This window comes from Rummeliibacillus pycnus, assembly GCF_044359855.1.
GTDB lineage: Bacteria > Bacillota > Bacilli > Bacillales_A > Planococcaceae > Rummeliibacillus > Rummeliibacillus pycnus_A.
Window position 1 is genome coordinate 737,338 of record NZ_CP132291.1, and the last position, 19,557, is coordinate 756,894.

At 32.7% G+C, this 19,557-nt stretch carries 20 protein-coding genes, 1 pseudogene and 1 other annotated feature; of the genes and pseudogenes, 5 read left to right on the forward strand and 16 right to left on the reverse strand.

Annotation, left to right across the window (positions count from 1 at the left end; genetic code table 11):
- Positions 1 to 23: 23 nt before the first annotated feature.
- Both Q8X41_RS03580 and Q8X41_RS03585 read right to left on the reverse strand, forming a co-directional pair.
- Positions 24 to 365 carry a hypothetical protein gene (locus Q8X41_RS03580; protein WP_397538893.1) on the reverse strand — a complete coding sequence of 114 codons (342 nt, stop codon included), beginning with the start codon at positions 363 to 365 and terminating at the stop codon, positions 24 to 26.
- A 135-nt stretch (positions 366 to 500) separates the two neighbouring features.
- Positions 501 to 830 carry a VOC family protein gene (locus Q8X41_RS03585; RefSeq protein ID WP_397538894.1) on the reverse strand — a complete coding sequence of 110 codons (330 nt, stop codon included), beginning with the start codon at positions 828 to 830 and terminating at the stop codon, positions 501 to 503.
- Positions 831 to 1,097: 267 nt separating this feature from the next.
- Between Q8X41_RS03585 and Q8X41_RS03590 the strand changes: the two genes are divergently transcribed.
- The 5 genes from Q8X41_RS03590 to Q8X41_RS03610 all read left to right on the forward strand — a co-directional run bounded on the left by Q8X41_RS03590 (position 1,098) and on the right by Q8X41_RS03610 (position 4,952).
- Positions 1,098 to 2,210, forward strand: a complete 1,113-nt coding sequence (locus Q8X41_RS03590; RefSeq protein ID WP_397538895.1) for a helix-turn-helix domain-containing protein — start codon at positions 1,098 to 1,100, stop codon at positions 2,208 to 2,210.
- A gap of 1 nt (position 2,211) precedes the next feature.
- Positions 2,212 to 2,412, forward strand: coding sequence for a PLD nuclease N-terminal domain-containing protein (locus Q8X41_RS03595; protein ID WP_397538896.1), 201 nt, complete (start codon positions 2,212 to 2,214; stop codon positions 2,410 to 2,412).
- Positions 2,409 to 3,317: an ATP-binding cassette domain-containing protein gene (locus tag Q8X41_RS03600; RefSeq protein ID WP_397538897.1), complete on the forward strand. Its 909-nt coding sequence runs from the start codon at positions 2,409 to 2,411 to the stop codon at positions 3,315 to 3,317. The genes Q8X41_RS03595 and Q8X41_RS03600 overlap by 4 nt, the downstream gene beginning before the upstream one ends.
- Positions 3,314 to 4,081, forward strand: coding sequence for an ABC transporter permease subunit (locus Q8X41_RS03605; protein WP_397538898.1), 768 nt, complete (start codon positions 3,314 to 3,316; stop codon positions 4,079 to 4,081). The genes Q8X41_RS03600 and Q8X41_RS03605 overlap by 4 nt, the downstream gene beginning before the upstream one ends.
- Positions 4,082 to 4,718: 637 nt before the next feature.
- On the forward strand, positions 4,719 to 4,952 hold the full coding sequence (locus Q8X41_RS03610) for a hypothetical protein (protein WP_397538899.1): 234 nt from the start codon (positions 4,719 to 4,721) through the stop codon (positions 4,950 to 4,952).
- A gap of 168 nt (positions 4,953 to 5,120) precedes the next feature.
- Here Q8X41_RS03610 and Q8X41_RS03615 read toward each other — a convergent pair whose 3' ends face one another.
- The 14 genes and pseudogenes from Q8X41_RS03615 to Q8X41_RS03680 all read right to left on the reverse strand — a co-directional run bounded on the left by Q8X41_RS03615 (position 5,121) and on the right by Q8X41_RS03680 (position 19,463).
- Positions 5,121 to 5,609, reverse strand: a complete 489-nt coding sequence (locus Q8X41_RS03615; RefSeq protein WP_397538900.1) for a DUF6985 domain-containing protein — start codon at positions 5,607 to 5,609, stop codon at positions 5,121 to 5,123.
- A 336-nt stretch (positions 5,610 to 5,945) separates the two neighbouring features.
- Positions 5,946 to 6,527 (reverse strand): hypothetical protein, encoded by a 582-nt coding sequence (locus Q8X41_RS03620; protein ID WP_397538901.1) that lies wholly within the window; start codon positions 6,525 to 6,527, stop codon positions 5,946 to 5,948.
- 495 nt (positions 6,528 to 7,022) lie between these two features.
- A complete protein-coding gene (locus Q8X41_RS03625; RefSeq protein WP_397538902.1) occupies positions 7,023 to 7,712 on the reverse strand; it encodes a polysaccharide deacetylase family protein in 690 nt (229 codons plus the stop codon).
- Positions 7,713 to 7,733: 21 nt separating this feature from the next.
- Complete coding sequence (locus Q8X41_RS03630; RefSeq protein WP_397538903.1) at positions 7,734 to 8,912, reverse strand: glycosyltransferase; 1,179 nt, start codon at positions 8,910 to 8,912, stop codon at positions 7,734 to 7,736.
- Positions 8,913 to 10,411: 1,499 nt separating this feature from the next.
- Positions 10,412 to 11,035 carry a hypothetical protein gene (locus Q8X41_RS03635; RefSeq protein ID WP_397538904.1) on the reverse strand — a complete coding sequence of 208 codons (624 nt, stop codon included), beginning with the start codon at positions 11,033 to 11,035 and terminating at the stop codon, positions 10,412 to 10,414.
- On the reverse strand, positions 11,032 to 11,787 hold the full coding sequence (locus tag Q8X41_RS03640; protein ID WP_397538905.1) for a MerR family transcriptional regulator: 756 nt from the start codon (positions 11,785 to 11,787) through the stop codon (positions 11,032 to 11,034). The genes Q8X41_RS03635 and Q8X41_RS03640 overlap by 4 nt, the downstream gene beginning before the upstream one ends.
- Positions 11,788 to 12,167: 380 nt before the next feature.
- Positions 12,168 to 13,625: a lysine--tRNA ligase gene (lysS, locus tag Q8X41_RS03645; protein WP_397538906.1), complete on the reverse strand. Its 1,458-nt coding sequence runs from the start codon at positions 13,623 to 13,625 to the stop codon at positions 12,168 to 12,170.
- Between the two features lie 97 nt (positions 13,626 to 13,722).
- Positions 13,723 to 13,989, reverse strand: a binding site (T-box leader).
- Between the two features lie 155 nt (positions 13,990 to 14,144).
- A complete protein-coding gene (locus tag Q8X41_RS03650; RefSeq protein ID WP_397538907.1) occupies positions 14,145 to 15,284 on the reverse strand; it encodes an AI-2E family transporter in 1,140 nt (379 codons plus the stop codon).
- 68 nt (positions 15,285 to 15,352) lie between these two features.
- Positions 15,353 to 15,430 (reverse strand): annotated as a pseudogene (locus Q8X41_RS03655) (VOC family protein); the annotation flags it as partial.
- 432 nt (positions 15,431 to 15,862) lie between these two features.
- Positions 15,863 to 16,498: a GDSL-type esterase/lipase family protein gene (locus Q8X41_RS03660; RefSeq protein WP_397538908.1), complete on the reverse strand. Its 636-nt coding sequence runs from the start codon at positions 16,496 to 16,498 to the stop codon at positions 15,863 to 15,865.
- 460 nt (positions 16,499 to 16,958) lie between these two features.
- Positions 16,959 to 17,678, reverse strand: coding sequence for a GNAT family N-acetyltransferase (locus tag Q8X41_RS03665; protein WP_397538909.1), 720 nt, complete (start codon positions 17,676 to 17,678; stop codon positions 16,959 to 16,961).
- A gap of 237 nt (positions 17,679 to 17,915) precedes the next feature.
- Entirely contained in the window at positions 17,916 to 18,209 is a 294-nt protein-coding gene (locus Q8X41_RS03670) for a 3-isopropylmalate dehydrogenase (RefSeq protein ID WP_397538910.1), read from the reverse strand.
- Between the two features lie 229 nt (positions 18,210 to 18,438).
- Positions 18,439 to 18,660: a hypothetical protein gene (locus Q8X41_RS03675; RefSeq protein ID WP_397538911.1), complete on the reverse strand. Its 222-nt coding sequence runs from the start codon at positions 18,658 to 18,660 to the stop codon at positions 18,439 to 18,441.
- A 365-nt stretch (positions 18,661 to 19,025) separates the two neighbouring features.
- Entirely contained in the window at positions 19,026 to 19,463 is a 438-nt protein-coding gene (locus Q8X41_RS03680; protein WP_397538912.1) for a VOC family protein, read from the reverse strand.
- Positions 19,464 to 19,557: the final 94 nt, after the last annotated feature.

The following is a 19,557-nucleotide window of genomic DNA, read 5'->3' on the forward strand; positions in this document are numbered from 1 at the left end:
ATCTTACCTCCGATTAGAAAATATCACTTCGTTATTTCGTTAATATTTCTTTTAGCATGGATACTCAAATTACTAACATCATAAGATCTACTTAGAATGCTAATGTTATTAAATTCTAATTTACTATTACTAAACTCTTGATTACAGCAATCCAAAATTATTTCCACATTATAAGTATTGGAATTAATAAAACGGATAATTTGTGTTCCTAAATAAATGATTATTGAATCCTCTTTTTCCTCATAGTCATTAAACAAAGCAAATAATATTTTTTTATCTTCCTTAAGTAGCTCTCCGTATATGATTACTTCTACAATGCCTTTAATATCATTTTCACGACTATTAGGAACCATATATTGTTCCATAAAGTTCTTTGATTTTTCGTCGTTCAATTGTTGAAGAAAAAATTGAAATGGCAACCCTTTGAATTCAGGTAAATAGGAGTTCCGCCAAGGCATTGTCTTGCTTAAAAGGTTGAAAAACCAGCGAAACTTTAAAGGTTATGGAGTAGTAACGTTTATGTTGAGATTTCGAAGTTGTTGATAGGTCTCGTCAATATTATCTACTTCGAGTGCGAACCCAATTAGGCCTCGATGTCCGTTGAGATATTTTGTCGTCCAATTACTAATCCAACCTCCGCCATCTTTTGTTTTAATACGAACAAGCTCAAAATACTCATTCCCAATCCAAATATTTGATACCTTAAATCCCTTTGTTCCCTTTCCCCATTTAGGTTTATAAGGAAGCCCCATTGAATGAATTTTAGTGACCATGTCTTGATCTTCTTGTACTTCTTTATCTACATTGACTACTAAATGATCAATTTTCAAAAATATCACCTCTGCTTAATTTAATAGAATTACCTTCTTTTCTTTATTTGGATAAATCTATGATTAAATTGGAAAAAATTATAATTTAAGTCTATCATACGTTAAAATAATTAATAACTGTAAATTTTAAAAGTAATTATAATGAACATAGTCTCAATTTTATATACAGTATCCCATCAGTTGATTTTTTCAACTAAATTCTACTATGATTCCATCGCCTTATCCTTGTTTCATGGATATACTGAACATATGAGGGAGTTGATGAAAATGAAAGAATTACAGTTTGCAAATACCATTTCTGCTTTACGCAAGCAAAAAGGGATTACACAAGATCAATTAGCTTCATATGTAGGTGTCTCAAAGGCTGCTGTATCGAAATGGGAAACCGGCCTGAGTTATCCTGATATCTTATTGTTACCAAAACTTGCAACCTATTATAATTTATCGATTGATGAATTACTTGGCTATAAACCACAAATGACAAAAGAAGATATTCAGAAGTTGTATATTGAATTATCTCAAGAATTTGCTACAAAACCATTTGATGAGGTATACTCCCGTATTCAATCCATTATCGATGAATACTATTCTTGTTTTCCCTTACTAATGCAAATCGCTATATTACTACTGAACTATCAGTCAATGGCAGGTGAAAAACAGCAAGATGTAATTAATAAAGCGATTAGGCTATGTCATCGGATTGAACAAAATTCTGATGATCTACGACATATTCGTCAAGCAAGAACAATTGAAGCACATTGTCAGCTAATGTTGAAACAACCTGAACGTGTTTTAGAATTGCTCGGTGATGATGTTGAACTTTATACGGGAAATGAAATTATTGTAGCAACTGCATTTCAATTGCTACAAAATCCTCAAAAAGCAAAAGAAACTTTGCAAGTAAGTATGTATCAATATGTAATTGGCATTTTATCAATTGCACCTAATTATTTAATGATGCATATTCATGATTCAAATCAGTTTGATGAAATTGTTAATCGAATGGAAAAAATTATCAATGCATTTGATGTTAAAAATTTGCATTACAATGCTGCTTTAATTTTCTATTTATCCGCAGCTCAAGGATATATGATGCAACAAAATGAGGACAAAGCTGCTGAGATGATACAAAAATATGTTCAATTGTGTAACATGATTGAATTTCCTTTCACATTACATGGTGATGGATTTTTTGACTTAATAGATGAATGGCTTGCAAGAGAACTTGATCTTGGTCCCAATGCACCTCGTGATGAACATACAATCAAAACAAGCATGATTACGAGTATAACTAATAATCCACATTTCAAGACCTTACTTGAACGTGCTGATGTCAATGCGATGCTTACAAATTTAAAACATAAGTTAGGATGTGATTAATATGACGTTACAAGAAGCATTACCCCTTATTATCCCTTTAATTATTTTGGAATTTACGCTTGCAATTGTTGCATTGGTTCATGTATTAAAACACCCGAATTATCGATTTGGCAATAAAGCGATGTGGGTTGTCATCGTACTATTCCTTCAGCTAATTGGCCCTATCGTATACTTTATATTTGGAAGAGGGAGCGAAGCATGAGTATTTTAACACTAGATCATCTGTCAAAATCGTTTGGCACACACACAGTAATTGACAATATTAGCTTCACTTTAGAAGAAGGAAAAATCTTTGGTTTGCTAGGTCAAAATGGTGCAGGTAAAACAACATTAATGAAAATGATTTTAGGACTCCTCCCTATTTCAAGTGGTAAGATTCGCATATTTGATGAAGAAGTTATTTACGGAGATACCCCGACAAATCGTTATGTTGGTTATTTACCAGATGTACAAGCTTACTATGCTTACATGACTGCTTTTGAATATTTAATGCTTTATGGAGAAATTACAGGAATGCCTAAGGCTTTACGAAAAGAACGAGCGACGAAATATTTACAGCTTGTTGGCCTTACAAATAACAAAAAGAAAATCCAACAATTCTCACGTGGTATGAAACAGCGTCTTGGAATTGCTCAAGCGCTCATTCATCAGCCTAAACTACTTATTATCGATGAACCTACTTCTGCGCTTGATCCAATAGGTAGAAAAGAGATTTTAGATATCTTGCAATCAATCAAACATGAAACAACTGTCATATTATCTACTCATATTTTGCATGATGCTCAGCAAATCTGTGATGAAGTAGCTATGCTACATAATGGAAAATTTGTAGTTTCAGGTAGCGTATCAGAGCTTATGAAAACATACAGTAAAAAGCAAATCCGCGTATTATTTGATAATGAAGAGCAAGCGAAACAATTTATTGAAGAAAGTGATTTAAACGAAAAAATCACATCGCATTCAAATATCTTGTTAATTGAAGTAAAGAATCTTGCTCAAACGCAACAGCAATTATTCGCTCAATGTAATTCCCTGAATCTATATCCAACATCCATTGAGGTTGTTCAACCATCCCTTGATGAAATTTTCTTGGAGGTGAGCAGATGAATTCTTTTATCGCATTATTTAAAAAGGAAACAATGGAATTCAGTAAAACTTATAAATTTCTAATCATTGTCACTGTGTTTTTAATTCTTTCCATACTAAGTCCTTTAACAGCAAAGTTTATGCCAGATATAATGGCTCAATTTTTGCCAAAAGAAGTTGCGGAGAGTTTTCCTGATGCTACTGCACTCGATTCATGGGCACAGTTTTTCAAAAACTTCTCTCAAATTGGACTATTCGTTGTTGCCTTATTATTTGCTGGCACTTTAATTCATGAACGTACTGAAGGTACACTGATCATTTTACTTACTAAGGGGTTAAGTAGGAGTACAGTTGTATTGGCGAAGACCATTTTTGCTATGCTGATATGGACTGTTATGTACTGGTTTTCGTTTGCAGTGACATATTTTTACACATGGTATTATTGGAAAAATGACCACGTCGAACATTTAGGTCTTGCTGTCGGTAATTTATGGTTATTTGGTCTAGTATTGATCTCTGTTATTTTACTTGGAAACGTGTTATTCAAATCTATTTATGCAAACTTACTTTGGACAGCATTCTTTGTAATAGTTTGGTTTGTTGTATCTATTTTTCCGAAAGCTGCTGATTTCAACATTCTACGACTAGCTTCAGATAGTAATAATCTATTACAAGGTCTTGTAGAGACTGATGAATATACATGGATCTACACAATTGCGATTGGATTAATTGTTTTAATGTTGTTGCTTTCTGTTCGAGTTTTTAATAAAAAAGCCATTTCTTAAAATTCCTTAAAAGCCAGAATTTTATTTTTTATCTAGACTGGCGAGGTTTATAATTCTAATGATAATTTTTAGATTACATTTACTATGAGAATTTTATTTTTAACTTTTTTGCAAATTAAAAGAATCCTTTTCGTAAAAATAATACAAAAAGGATTCTTTTATAGATTTGCGATAGTTACCATATTCAGATTTGGATGTTCCGCTTCAGACAGCGCTTTCCACGGGGCTTGGCTTCAATCTCCTCGGGCCAACACGATGTTGGTCACGAAGCCGTTGCCACAGGACGTGGCGTTCTTAGGCTTTGTTCCTTAAAAGATGTGCTCCTGCATCGCTTCGCAAGCTTCGTCGCAAGAAATTCTTTTTAACAAAAGAATTTCTTCCTGCGGGGCTTTCAGCTCAAGCTTTTCCCGTAGGACATTGAATTAGCTTCCTTGAATTAGCACCGCACGAAGAAAATGCGAATGCATTTTCGAGGACTCGCCGTCTTTTGCTCCACAATGAACAAAATTGACTATCATAATGTTCGTAAATTTTATATGAATTTTGCATTATGAAATTGATTCATTTAAGTTATTTTAACCTTCTTCGATCAACTCAATCCGTTAATGAAAACAGAATGGTATTAGGAGGCATTTATATGGATGAAAAGGTATGGAAAGAATTTAAAGAAGCCATTGAGGAAGGGCAAGAATTAGCATTCGATTATAAAGATGAAGAATGGTGGATCAGTAGAGTACCTGAAGAAAAAAGCTTTCTTCTCACACGTTCAAGAGATTCTTTTACCCAAGCATTTAAAACTTCGGATGAATTATTTAACAATGGGATAATTTATGAAAAACCTTTTATCGACCGCATTAAAGAAATAGAATAAATAATTCTAAAAAGAGTAGCTATAGCTACTCTTTTACTTATATTACTATTTAGTTATCACTTAACCCCAATACATCTTTATAAATAAAACGTGTTGTAATTAAAAATCCGAACTTATTAATAATGTTCTTTAAACACAATATTAATGTATAATGAATCAAATCATATATTAAACATAATTCCAATCTTCTTCTCTATCACAATCTCCATATGGATTTAATCCATAATACGGACCAACATACGTAGCTTTCCCGTTGCGAATAATGCATTGCATACCATGTTCTTCTTCCCATTTACAATTTAATTCTAAATCAATGACAGGTTCAGTTTTATTTTTAGATTTCGGAATACTTATAGTATTTGGTGTAATATGAGATAAAACATCTGTCGGTTTAGAAAACTCTATAATATCTTCTCCAATATCATCAAGAAATTCATTACAGTATCTAATAGATGCTTTACAAATTTCATCTATAAGACCTTCACTTAAAGTATTTAAGAAAGTTAAACATAGTTCTGCGTATTCGATATCTGATTCTTGATTTATATATACTTTAATATCTTGATCAAATAATTCTAAGTATGTTTCGCCTTCTAATTCGAAATATTCATTGGTTGTAAGGTTTTTAATAACCACTGTACTTACTACCTCCCTCAAATTAAAGTTCATCTTATTTTTACCACTCGAGTATGGCTTTCTTTCCCTTATCTACCTATACCCCTGTTTATTTCTATTACTTCAACAAAAAGGGTATTAATCTCTTTTGGAACTACGCCCTTTTAACTCAATAAAAAGGAGTACAGTTCATATGTATGACTAAATACACTTTCAGCTATTACTGTCCTATAAATAATTCCCTTTTTAAAGTTATTAACCCTAATAACTTTAACTAATAAAAATCACAGTACACAATCCAATCTTGCTTTTCTGGATTATAGAAAAAATAGAAACTGCCACTATCTACTATATTGAATTGAGCCTTAAAATCAGAACTTATTTGAAATACAAATGGGTAATCTTCTCCAAAAGAGACTCCATTTGCGTAAAAGAAGGATACCCCCCAACTTTATGAGTCGAATATATTTTTTCTACAATATCTTCGTAATATTCTATTTCACACTCTGTTTCAAGTTGTAATATTATATCTTCTATTTCAGAATCAATGCTATCAGAATCTTGCCAAGAAGGTGTATCATTATCAATAAATGAAGGAGTTAATGGAAAAGGTTTTAAACTTGTAGATTGTTTATTTATTTTTTGTAATCCATCTAAATTTGAATAACAATTTATCTTAAAAAACGAAACCAAATTTTCTAAATTTAGATTATTAAATACATTGAAATCCATATAAATTGTTAATAATTGATAGCTTATTAATTCCTTAGGTACATAGGGTAATTTATTTAAAAATATTGTGCAAATAGGATCAAAATTGAATGGTATCGTTTCTCCTTCCTTTCCCCATAAAACCTTACCAATCCAACTTTCTCCTAATTCCTCTGTTGGTTGGATTCCACCTGTTTGAAAGATTGTAGCTTGTTTAAATAATGCTTCTTTGATTTGAGAAATATTCAATAAACTTCTCTCCCTAATATATGCTTGTTTTTCATTATAGCTAAATAGCCTAGCACCAATTAATGCAACTGTTGTTATGCTGCCATGATAAAACTGAATTTACCGTAATAGCAGTATTTTCCTTGCTGATACCTTATTCACCATTTTTCCAGCGTGTATAATAAGGATAAACTTTCTCGAAATTATCTTTCAATATTGGACGAGGGCTTATTAATTTACTTGATGGTGCAATGTTTGAACTATGTACTATAGTATTCCCCTATTTGAAACAATCGTGAATTATTATTCCTCCTTTATAAAATCTATGTATTAGTTTAATTTCAATAAAAAAGAACGAATTCCTTTTAAAAGAATCCGTTCTAGAATAATTTCTTAAACTAACTCCATCCACGCCACTGCTTCACAATTTGCGGAATGTATGTGGCAATATATGATGTTGGTGTGTTTAACCATTAGATAACAGTCGTTCATTTTAAAATCACATGGACTTTGCAGTTATTCATCTACCCTACAAAATTGATAGCCTTTAGGAACCAATTCTTGAAGAACCTCATCTAAAGCTTGAATGGTGTTTTTGGGGGCATCTAAATCTGCACCAAATGTCTCACCATTGTCATGCAATAGGATGATATCACCTTTTTTTATTTTGGTGAGAAGTTCGTTTTTTATTCTTTCACTACCACCAACACTTTTCCAATCCCTTGCCATAACGGACCATAAAATGATTTTATAGTCTTTTAAAAGAGTTGGATAAAAGAGATTAACTAGCCCCCATGGCGGTCGATAGTAAATTGGTTTTGTACCAGTTATCCCTTCAATAATCTTTGAACTCTGGTCTAGTTGTTTTTTCACTCCCCAAGGGCTCATTAGCCAATTGGCACGGTGTACATAATTATGTATGCCTATAAGATGTCCTTCTCGTTGCATTCTTAATAATAGTTCCGGATGCATTGCCGCTTTAGAGCCATGTACAAAAAATGTTGCCTGTACATCATACTTTTTTAAAACATCTAATACCACTGGTGTATATATTGGATTGGGACCATCATCAAAAGTAATGGCTATTTTCCCACTACTTTTTCGTTTTTTTGTCACCCCTAAACCTAATACAGAGGTCAAAATGTATGGCAATACAGTGTACATTAATAGAACAGTAAGGAAGATCCTCAATATTCGACTGACCATTTTACTTCCTCCATTCTTACTTTAACTATATTTGAAACAATTATAAGGACTATAAATTTGCATGTCTTTACTTGGATCCATTTCACGTTTAATGACATCTATCACTCCCATTGTAGAAGATTTAGAATGCCCGCTTTTATATTTTTCTTTGATGCTCATTAATTCGTTTGGATTTGCGATAATTTGATTAATTTGCCTAAATAGGTCTTGTTCATTTTCCGCAAAAAAGGCTAGTCCAGAATCCAATAAGTATTGAGTATTATCTTCCTCTTGGCCAGGTAATGGCTTATAAATAAGGAGAGGTAGTTGCATGACCATCGCTTCTGACACTGTTACACCGCCCGGTTTACTAATCATTAAATCCGAAATAGCCATCACTTCTTGCATTTTTTCACAAAAACCCATGACGATAATTTCATCATTTTTTGACTCAAACTTAGCAGTTAATCGTTTTTTCAATTTATCGTTTCGTCCACACACAATAATGATTTGCATATTATTAGACATCGCAAGGAAATCTTCTATTCCCTTACCAATAAATCCATCTCCTCCTCCCATGATTAATAAGGTAAACTTTTGTGTGTCTATTCCGTATTTTAATGAGAGTGCTTCCCTTGATTGATGTTCATCAAAGCTTTTCCGAATAGGAATTCCCGTATCTTTTATTTTATAGTCCTCTACTCCCAGTTCCACTAACTGTTGACGAATTTGCTTCGATGCTACGACATACTTATCAGTATATGGATAGAGCCAAAATGAATGATTCGTATAATCTGTAATAATGGTGATTGCTGGGATGTCAATCAGACCATGTTCCTTTAATTTAGAAACAATGCTCGCAGCAAATGGGTATGTGCTGACAATAACTACTGGCTGAGTTGTTTCAATGATCTTTTGCAATGACCGCATACCAAATGACAAAATGGTACCTATTGTTTCTGAAAATGAGCTTCTCAATCGGGTTTTTCTATATAAAAAACCATACATTGCAGGGAATTTTTTTACACTATTTTTGTAAAAGTAGCTGCTCAATGTGTTCGTATGTGGATGAATTAACTGCATAATATCCACAATGATTGGGTTGATATTCGGTATCTCAAGATGAACCGCTTCACTTATTGCATTAGCGACTTGTTTATGTCCATCCCCATAGGCATTTGCAGATAGAATCAAAACGCTTTTCTGTTGTTTTTCATACATACTAATTCATCTCCTAATAATTTACATTTGAATCAATTTCATAAATGCTTTTCTAATTGAAAATTACGAACATTACACTTTTGATTTGAATAAATAATATGATCTTCGTTTCCTCTTCAGACGAACGCATTCCGAGGCAAGCATGAAACCTCCTCCTCAGTCGTACGGGGTCATGATTAATTTGCTTTTCCCTTAGAAGTCGCTGTCTTTCGCTCCATCAAAATGTGCCATAGGAAATGGAGTTAAACAGAGTTCACTTAAATCAGATGTTCGTGTTTTTAGGTTAAACAACGAATTATGAAATTGTTCATTTAATAGCTTTTATACTTACTTTTTCACTGTCAGAAAAGTGAAGTTTGAGTTGGTATCAGACTCTTCCACTACATCAACCATGTTAACCTTATTGTTATGCCATAATCTATAAATCACCATTTTTACATAAAACGCCCAACAGAACATGAAAAAGAGACTATAATTTTTATATTTTTTTGAAATACATCCATTAATATGATGACACGGTGCTCTATAAATGGCAATCATATTTATATGATGTACCTTTTGGGATATATCATAATCGATAAACTTAAAAATTAAGATATCAAAAAAATGAATTTAAGTTGTTTCGGTGATAATAGTAAGAGCAATGTTGTCAATGCCTCCAAGAGCTTGTAGCATTTTTGGACTGTCATAATTTTTATAATAATGAAAGGTAGTGGCCAAAAAAAATAAAGAACAACTAATAATAACGTTTTAAACTTCATTTGGTTCACCGCAAATCGATGAATTTAGTGTTTCCGCCAAAACTTTAATCGTGAAAATACCCGAAGATTACATTTACTTCCAATTTTTTTAAAAACAACAGTTACAGGAGGGATAAAAATAAGCATGAAGTAACAAGTAATGTTGGGAATAGTAAGTTATTTAATTTTAAAACCTAAAACAAGCATAACCCCGTTCTAAATTTAGGACGGGGTTATGCTTGTTTTATTTTCGATATAAGATATTTCACTGTACTTAATAATAAAACAATAAAGTCGTTAAAAATCTAAGTTTTATTCAACAATACGCCTTTAATGGAAGAACTAAAATATGATCTCAATCCTAAAATTCACTTAATTTTACTTCAACTAACGTTGCCCGTTACTTGAAGTAAGAAAAGTATAGCACTACATAATACTATTTTTTACATTGTATAAATATCCCAAATGCATATTAGTCTGGGTAATATATTGTAATACTAGACGAGTTAACTTATCCCCCGAATTATAATATGTATGTGGTCTATCAGTCTTAAATGGAATACTCTTTGAAAAATTTTTTAATTATCAGTAGTTTTTAGCGGTTCGGCAGGTACAATTGCTAGTCCAAGTCGAGCAACCTAGTCTGGTTAGCTTGATGGCGATGGGGTAGCACCAACAAAACGCGAATTTCGTACGCTAAGTGATTTTTCACATAGAAAAAGCAGATTTCCTGTATAGTTCAGGTAAAACAACCTTTTATCAAATAAAAAATCCATTTTCTTTTCCTTTCTCCTTCTTCGGAAAAAACACATATGAAAAAGTAATAATCGTATCGATTAGAAATACAACACCCCACACTTGACTCACACGACTAGCAGCCTCATTTAAAACAATACCTGTTTCAAGCCAATTTTCCCACTGTTCAAATGGCACAAGCCCATACACAAAGAAAAATATAATATGAATCACAATAAATAAAACAAGGTGTAAGCTCCATTGTCCAAGCTCTTGTTTCGTATAAGCCCAGCCGGTAACTTCCAAAGACTCGTCTATAATAGGCATTGGCTCATTTCGCCATATTGCAAGACGTTTTTGTACCCATACATCTAATTTTTTCAAATCCTTTTTTCCATATAAAAGCGCATAAAATAAGATGATTACTGTAATAATCTGGAAGTTAGAAAATTGACCCGTTTGATAGTAATCAATGGAACCTAACGCTAAAATAAATACTTCATTTAAGAGTAATACAATCCCTGCAATGAAACTCGCTTTCCGTAATCGAAAACCATAGCGTAGTATAAAGAAGCCGATTGCTGATACCCAAAATACAATTTCTGCCCCAATTAAGAAATACCACTTATATTCTGTAATTATACTCATTTCTTCCTCTCCCTTTCATCATAGATACGAAAAGCCTCATCCATATACACTAAAAGCTCCTCTTCAATTGGATACATACTCATCTTCTGTGAATCCTCTTTCGATTTCCTTACTTCCCACAATTTATCGAGAAACGTTTCATCCCCGTTTGCCATTTCCAGACACTTTTCCATCAGTTTTCTCGTAGCTTCTTGTACTTCATCATGCGATGCATCCTTGCCTTTATTCATAAAGCTACGCAACTGTTTTAACAAATAAACCCATTCTCGAACGTTCTCATCTTCCTCACTCATATTAGGTAAATTATGAAGAAGCTTTTGCTCCTCATCCGAAAATACCTGTTTTTGAAACATTTCGCGTATACGAGAAGACTGCTTCGACAATTGAATGAGCTCAAACATGATTTTCCAATCTAACTCTCCCTCTATCTCAGCTGAATACACAACAGCTTGTAGAATTCGTTCCATTCTATTGAACTTCTTCTGCTCTTCTTGCACAAAATTCAGTTGCCTTTGCAGTGATTCTTTCAAGCTTAATTCATCTGTTACTAACATATTCGTAATCACTTTTAATGAGAAACCCATTTCTTTTAAAAATAAAATTTGCTGCAAGCGAATGACATCAGTTTCACTATACAAACGATGTCCACCTTCTGTTTTTCCACTCGGTCTTAGCAAATCAATTTGATCATAATAACGAAGCGTCCTTACCGTGACCCCCGTTTCCTTTGTAAGTTCTTGAATCGAGATCATTCCTATCACCCTTTCATATTTATTATAAAAGATGACGTAACGTAACTTTCAAGTATTTTTGTAAAAAATCCAAAAAAAGTTAGTTATATGAATGAACCAGCTTTTACGGAAATAATATTTTTTTGAATTGTACGTTCACTTCTTTTTAATCTTAGATACTCTACTAAAAGAAATTTTATTATTTCATGAAAGAGTCACATATACAATTTGGCCCCAATACATAAAGAAAGAGCACAATTTCTACTCTAGAATTGCGCCCCTTAGTTAGATATGAAACAGTACCTTATAACTTTATAGTTCAATATTTAGGTGATAACCGGTGTTACAGTCCATCACCTTTGTTTAAACATGGAACACTGTTATTGGGAATCCTACTAAAGTTATTTTTTAGTTAATGGAAATAAAACACAATCTTTAATCGTATCACTATCCGTTAGTACCATTAATAATCGTTCAATCCCGAATCCCCAACCAGAAATCGGAGGCATCCCATATTCCATAGCCAATAAGTAGTCTTCATCCATTTCCATTGCTTCTAAATCGCCACCACTTTTCAGAACGGCTTGTGCCTCTAATCGTTTTCTCTGTTCAATAGGGTCCACTAATTCTGAATAAGCATTGATAATCTCAGCACCATTGACTACTAATTGGAATCGATCTGTAATTGCTGGATTGTCATCATTTGCTCTAGCTAATGGTGATAAATCAATAGGGTGTTTGATTAAAAATATTGGTTCTATTAATTGTGGGCGACACATTTTTTTATATAGAAGGTCAATAAAGTTTCCTCTACCTAAAGTCTCGATATTCTCTTGTTCTAAATAAATATTTTTCCGCTTTGTTTCTTCATGTAAGTCTTTTACATCTGGATACAAATCAATATCAATGCCCGTATCTTTTAGAATTAAATCTCTAAATGAAACAACGTTCCACTCTAATGAAAAATCAATTGTTTGCCCTTGTATATTAATAACTGTTGTATTAAAAGTTTGTTTAAGAACATATAAAATCATTTCACGCATGAGTACCATTGTATCTTCGTAGTTCCAATAAGCTGCATAGCCTTCAACCATTGTAAATTCTTGAAGGTGTTGAGGACTGATTCCTTCATTTCTAAAACACTTTGCAAATTCAAATACTTTTGTAAAGCCTCCTACAATTAGTCTTTTCAAGTAAGTCTCTGGTGCAATTCGTAAGTTTAATTCCGTTTCTAATGAGTTATGATACGTTCTAAATGGGCGTGCTAAAGCACCAGAGGAAGTATGTTGTAACACAGGTGTTTCCACCTCTAAAAAGTCTTTTTCTTCTAAGAATCTACGAACAGCACGCACTAACTTTGTTCGCATTAACATACGAATTTGTGTTTCTTTTGTCATCATTAAATCTAAATAACGTTGTCTATAACGTGTGTCTTTATTGCTTAATCCATGCCATTTATCTGGTAGTGTGTGTAATGCTTTTCCTAGCAAAATATAATTTTCGATACGAAGCGTTTTTTCATTTGTTTTGGTTGTATACATATTTCCTTCAACACCGATAAAATCTCCTATATCGAAAAAGTTTATGAAATCATTATAAGCTTTCTCCCCAACCTCGTCTTTTTTCAGAAGAAGTTGTAAATGACCTTGTATGTCTGAGATTGTGATGAAACTAAATTTACTAAACTGACGAATCCCCATGATTCTTCCTGCTACTCGAACCTCTGATGTTCCATCCTCAAGTAAAGATGATTCGTAAAGTTCATAATTTGTCGGAAATCTGTCAGGATATACTGGAACCACTTGTGATCTCAAAGTCTCTAATTTCTCTATTCTAAGAGTAGTTTGTTCATTATTCATTCTTATCCGCTCCAATTTTTATTAGTTTATCTTTGTTTTTAAATTCGCGTTAATATTTCTAAACAACAAAAAAACTCTCACCCCCAAGATTATTCATCTTGAGGACGAGAGTTTATATCTCCGTGGTACCACCTCAGTTTATTGATATGTCACCATACCAACCTCTTCGGGTACGGCAATTTTTAATAATTGATTATACCCTATCTCTATAACGGGAGACCCCGTCGCAGTATCACTAAGTATATCTTAGATCCGTGCAAAAGCTCCGAGCCTTTTTTCATTTAGATCATTATTGCTCCTTTCCACCATCCGAAGCTCTCTAGAAATAATGAATCAAAATTACTCTTCTCTTCACAGCTGAATATTCAGTATATTTTAAAAATATATTAGCTTAAATGAATATTTTAGTCAATACTTGTTCAACTACATGACCTTTAATGAAAATAAGCGCTATTCCTTGTTACAGAAAAGCGCCATTAAACAGAGTGCCTCTATATAAAATCTACAATATATGATTTCTCAGGCAGTTTTTTCTTTTGTTCGGATATTAAACAAATCTAACAGGAACATTAATAACGGAATCCCCAACAACAGACCCCATGTTCCCAAGAAAAACTCAGAGATAATCAAGGTTAAAAAAGTCAGAAAGATAGGCAATTTTGTTGCGTGTGCAGTCAATCTTGGATTGAGTACATAGCTTTCCATGGCATGAAGCCCCAATACCATAGCCACAATCCATAGGACTTTAGGTATTCCGCCCATCGTAAACGCAATAATAGCTAATGGAATGAAAGAGATTATCGCTCCTAATACAGGAATGAGACCGAAGATGAACATCATAAGACCAAGACCAACTACTTGATGGAACCCAAGTATTGCAAGGAAAATCATAGATAAAACAGCATTAATCAACGAAATTAATATTTGAAGTTGCAGTATCTTACCAAAGGTATTGGCAAAATTGGTTCCTAAGTATTTGTAGTACGAATATAGAAAACTGATTCTGCTCTTCTCTAGCTTCTTGAGAAAATCCGAGATTTCTTTTTTCCCGATTAATAAGAAAAAGCTTAAAATAAACGCCATTATCAACTGGATACTAAATTCACTGACATGCGGGATAGCATGGAATATCGTGGTAACAGCTCCTTTTGTGTAGGACTCTAAATGTAGCCCTTTCAAGAACCCTTCTACATTTGGATTGATTTGATTCGTATATGTTTCTAGATTAAATGAAATGAGTTTATGGGCGATTCCTGTTAATTCCTTTGCCGAACGGTTGATATAGGTCGCTAATCCGAGAACAATAGCAAATAGAATCACGGCATACATTCCAATTGTGACTATCTTCTCTTTTATCGGAATCAATTTCGATAAGGATTTATACAGAACTTGTTGTAGGCTGTTCAAGAGATAAGAGAAAATAAAAGTCAATAACAACAAATTTAACAATCCTCTGATACTCCACAATATAAAGACCAACAACATCAATGCGAATATCTTTTTTACTACTTCTTCTTTAAAAAAAGCTTTCAAGTGATCCATTTTTCCCCTCAATTCTAAAGGATTTAATTCTTTTTCTCTTTCTCTTTTTTGAATGGCTCTGAAAGAAAGGAAACGATAAAAAAAGAGGGGTGTATTGCTCCTCAAATATCTATCCATTATATACATCTTACCATTCTTATTATTGAAATACCTAGTTTCTGCTAACGTTAAAAACTCGCTACAAAGAGTTTTTTTGTGTAAAACTCAAAGGCTTCATCATAATCTTGAACAACCAAAGCAATATGTATAACAGATTGAATCATTTTATTAACCTTTCTTTCTTGGTAAAACATAAAGCCTTACACCACAATTTAATATAATGGTACTCTTTACAGAGTTTTTTAGATAAATTATAACATTAAAACTGACTTATCTAACTATTCATTTATTAAATTTTCTTATTTCACTAAACTTCCCCGTTAGCTTAAGTAGATTTCTTCACAAACTTCACAGAACAATTAAAAATGTAACTTAACAATCTGGTCGTTTTTATGTAAAAAAGCGTAGATACTTTACTTTGGAAACACGCCTGATTGTTGAATAACTTTATCCATATATTATACGGTTCACCGAGGAGCATCTAAGCACAAGATACTTTTTCATTTTTCTAGCAAAAGGATGACAATTATTCTCAGATTCTTGCTAGAAAAATGATAAGTAATAGCTGATAAAACAAAAAGGATCAGACCTTAACCCTATAACGGGGAATATCCGAGCCTACTAAAAGCTAATGCCATTTGATAGTATCCTCTTCCATTAGGATGAACTCCTCCTGATGATAATAAAACTTTTTCATTCCCCTTAAATACACTATAGATATCAGCTACTTTAACATTCAATTCCCGACCAAAACTGTTAATCAATGAATTAAACGCTCTAATCGCCGCATCTGCTATGGGAATATCGGTAAATGGATTGTATAAATTCATTAACCGTAAAATATATTTATCTTGTTTGTCTAGATGGTGAATTTTTTCTAATATTTTTGAGATGTTATTCCCTGATTGTTTAATAGCATGAGATATACTTTCTTCGTTTTTATTTATTAAAAATTTTTTAGCAGCGTTTATTAAATCATCCCCTCCAGCTGTTATAGTAATGATATTTGCACAATTTACAGCTTCCTTAACAGTCGGGGCATTTAGCATAGTTAATACATCCTCTGTTGTAGCTCCTGACCTTGCATATTTTTGATAAGAAATAGGCTTTTTTAAAATTTGCTGGCTTAGACATCTGTAATGTTCAACAAAGCCAGGGTCCATAAACGGAACACCGATACCCACAGTAAGGGAATCGCCTATCGCAAGATAACGTAAATGATTGAAATTCATATTTCACCTCAACTAATGAGTTATATTCTTATAATATGCAGTTAAAGGCTTAAAGGAGAAACAGTAAAAAAGAATGAGCAAACGATGCCTAGACAAAGATAGCAATTGTCGTCACAAAGAATCAAAAAAAAAATTATAATTACTTCTTAACTAATTTGAGCTGTTTCAATATAGTTATTTAATTTTAATACCAAAATACATATCCCCTGTTTAAATATAAAGAACAGGGGGAAAATAAAGTTGTTTAACTTTTTATGTGCCTTAGTTAATGCACTAAAAATATAACAATAAAGTCTTTTAAATCTAAATTTTTATATTGGAAAGCGCCTGATTGTGGAAGATTGCTGTTGAAGTAATGACCCGTTACTTCAACAACAACTCCTGAATATAAAAAATCTAACATCGTAACAATAATACACGAATATCCCTTACATATTTTACATAACGAATAACCCCATTCCTAAATAGAATATTGTAAAGAAATTACTGTATTTTCATTTTGAATGCATCCGTTTGAAACCATTATTTTTCTCATTGGAATATTGTCAACTTGAGTCATTCCTAAATAAGACTTAGCTTTAAATTCATATTTCAATCTGTATAATCCTATTGAATGTAAGTTCTTTCCCAATCCTGTCCCCAGAAAATTAGGATGAATGCCTATCCAAAAAATGCGTCCTTCATTTTCTGTATCTGGTTCTATATGGGGTAAAACTACACCAACAGGTTTATTGTTAACTAGATACACTGTAAACATTTCCTTTACTTGTGACGGTAGTTCGGTCCTCATTCCAGTTAAAAACTTCTCTGCATCAATAAAACTTGTACCCATCACTTCGGATAAAAAAGAGATAGAGTTATTCTCAGAAAATGACCATACTTCATAATCTGGTATTGGAACATTTAATGGGCTCATTAAAGATCTCTTATATATAACCCTTTCACCAATAATTCCCATTCTAGTCCTAGTACAATTTAAGCTATCTAAAAGACTTTTAGGACACTCAAACCTAATTTTTTTCAGTCTACTACTTTGTAATTTATTTAAAAGTTCATTTATAAGCACATCTATTTCAGAAGCAAGATGAAGTCTATCCTCTAAAATTTCTAAAATAATTACACTATCACTTTTTAGGTAATGTACGCCAACTCTTTGTAAATGTTGAAGCAGTTTTTCCACGAGTTTTCACCTCTTTTCATTTATTAAATCCTTCATTTTCCATCAATTTTCTTCTTCAGCAATCAATGCCAGTTAGTTTAAGTGAAAATCTTAACAATCTCTTCACCCTTACCAAATTTCTCTAAATGTCTTGTTCAACAATCTGGCCCTATAATGAACTTGAGCGCAATCTCTTTGTTCAAGGATTGCGCCCGAAAATGGTAGAACTAAAATATGATCTCAAACTTAAAAACTGAATTACATTTTTCCGCTGCTATATTTTTTTACTACAGTTGCCAAAACCGCAATAATAAAAACAATCGCACTATTCATCATTAAATAATATCCGACTTGCATGCCATAAAACATTGCAAAAGGATCACGAATAATAAATATTGCTAATGCGCCACCGATCACACCAAATAAAACTGCTAGTAGTAATATTGTAAAGGCTGAAAAATATAGATTTCTCTTTTTTATGTAGATTATAAACCCAATAATATTTGCAACAACGATAAAGAAGCCCATAAGTATTAAGAAAAAGCTAGCCACTTAACTCCCCCTTTTTAAGTAAATCTTTAGCTGTTTACAAATGAAAGTAATAAAAGTTGTGAATTATTGTTATTAAACAATATGTTCATTTTATGTAAAAAACGTAGATCCTTTACTTTGGAAACGCGCCCGATTGTTGAAGATCTTAACTACTTTCTCTTGTTAAACTAACGCACCCATATAGTGCTATAAGAAAATAGGAGCTGCCTACTTATTAAATCTACACCACTTATAAAGACTTTTTTAGTTTAGGTACGCCTTTAATGGTTAAATAAATTAATGCGCCTGAAATTGTTATTGCTATAACTCCATTTAAAATAGTCGGTTTCCCTAATATCATTTCAAGTAATTGGTCATATGTTAGGATATTTAACCATTTAAATATTCCATTCATTATAAATAACCCGATTACAATACCAAATATGTAAAATAAATCGTATTTCTTTATCACACTTTCAACTCCTTAAAATGTAGTCCGTTACTTAAATGCTCCTCATATTTTATATACTTCTACAACCGTCTGAAAATACCTGCCTATTCCAATAACCTGCCCTGTTACTTTAAGAACAAAGTTACACAAACTCACCTAAACTTTCACCTAGATATCTAGGTGTTATTCAACAATCTGACCCTTGAGTGAAAATAAGCGCTTATCCTTATATTCAAGGATAGCGCCAGATTGCATAAGTCTGTAACGTAATTTAAATGGATACAGACAATATAATCGATGTTCAATGTAACAAAGTTGTTTATCACTGTCAGAACAGGTTTGAATACCAAGCAGGCGAACGAAATCAATTCAAATTCCCATAATATTTATTGGATTTTCTCCGCCAACTCTAAAATAATCCCTTCTGGCCCACGGACGTAGCATAACTTATAAGTATTTTCATAGTTTTGTATCTCACCAAAAAGTTCCGTACCTTTCTTTTTCAATTTGGCAACAACGGATTCAATATCTTCAACAGCAAATGCAATATGCTGGATACCCAAGGTATTTGCAAAAGTTTGCTGAATACCTTTTTCATCTGCCGGCGTATGGAATTTGACCAGCTCCAAAGTTGCCTGGCCGTCTGGCATCCCTAACCATACAACTGTCTCTCTAACGTCATTAAGACCAATTATCCGTTCCACCCAATCTCCTTTCACTTCTGTTTCCCCTAGCATTTCAAGTCCTAAATCGAGAAAAAACTCTTTAGCAGCAGAGAGATCATTTACGATTATACCTACATGATCTATTCTATGGATCTTCATATCTTTACCTCCTTGCCCCTATTATTTTGCAATATTCTGCATTCTTGATAAGTTTGTTTGTAATTCTAATTCGCTAAAAAAGAAAATATCCTTT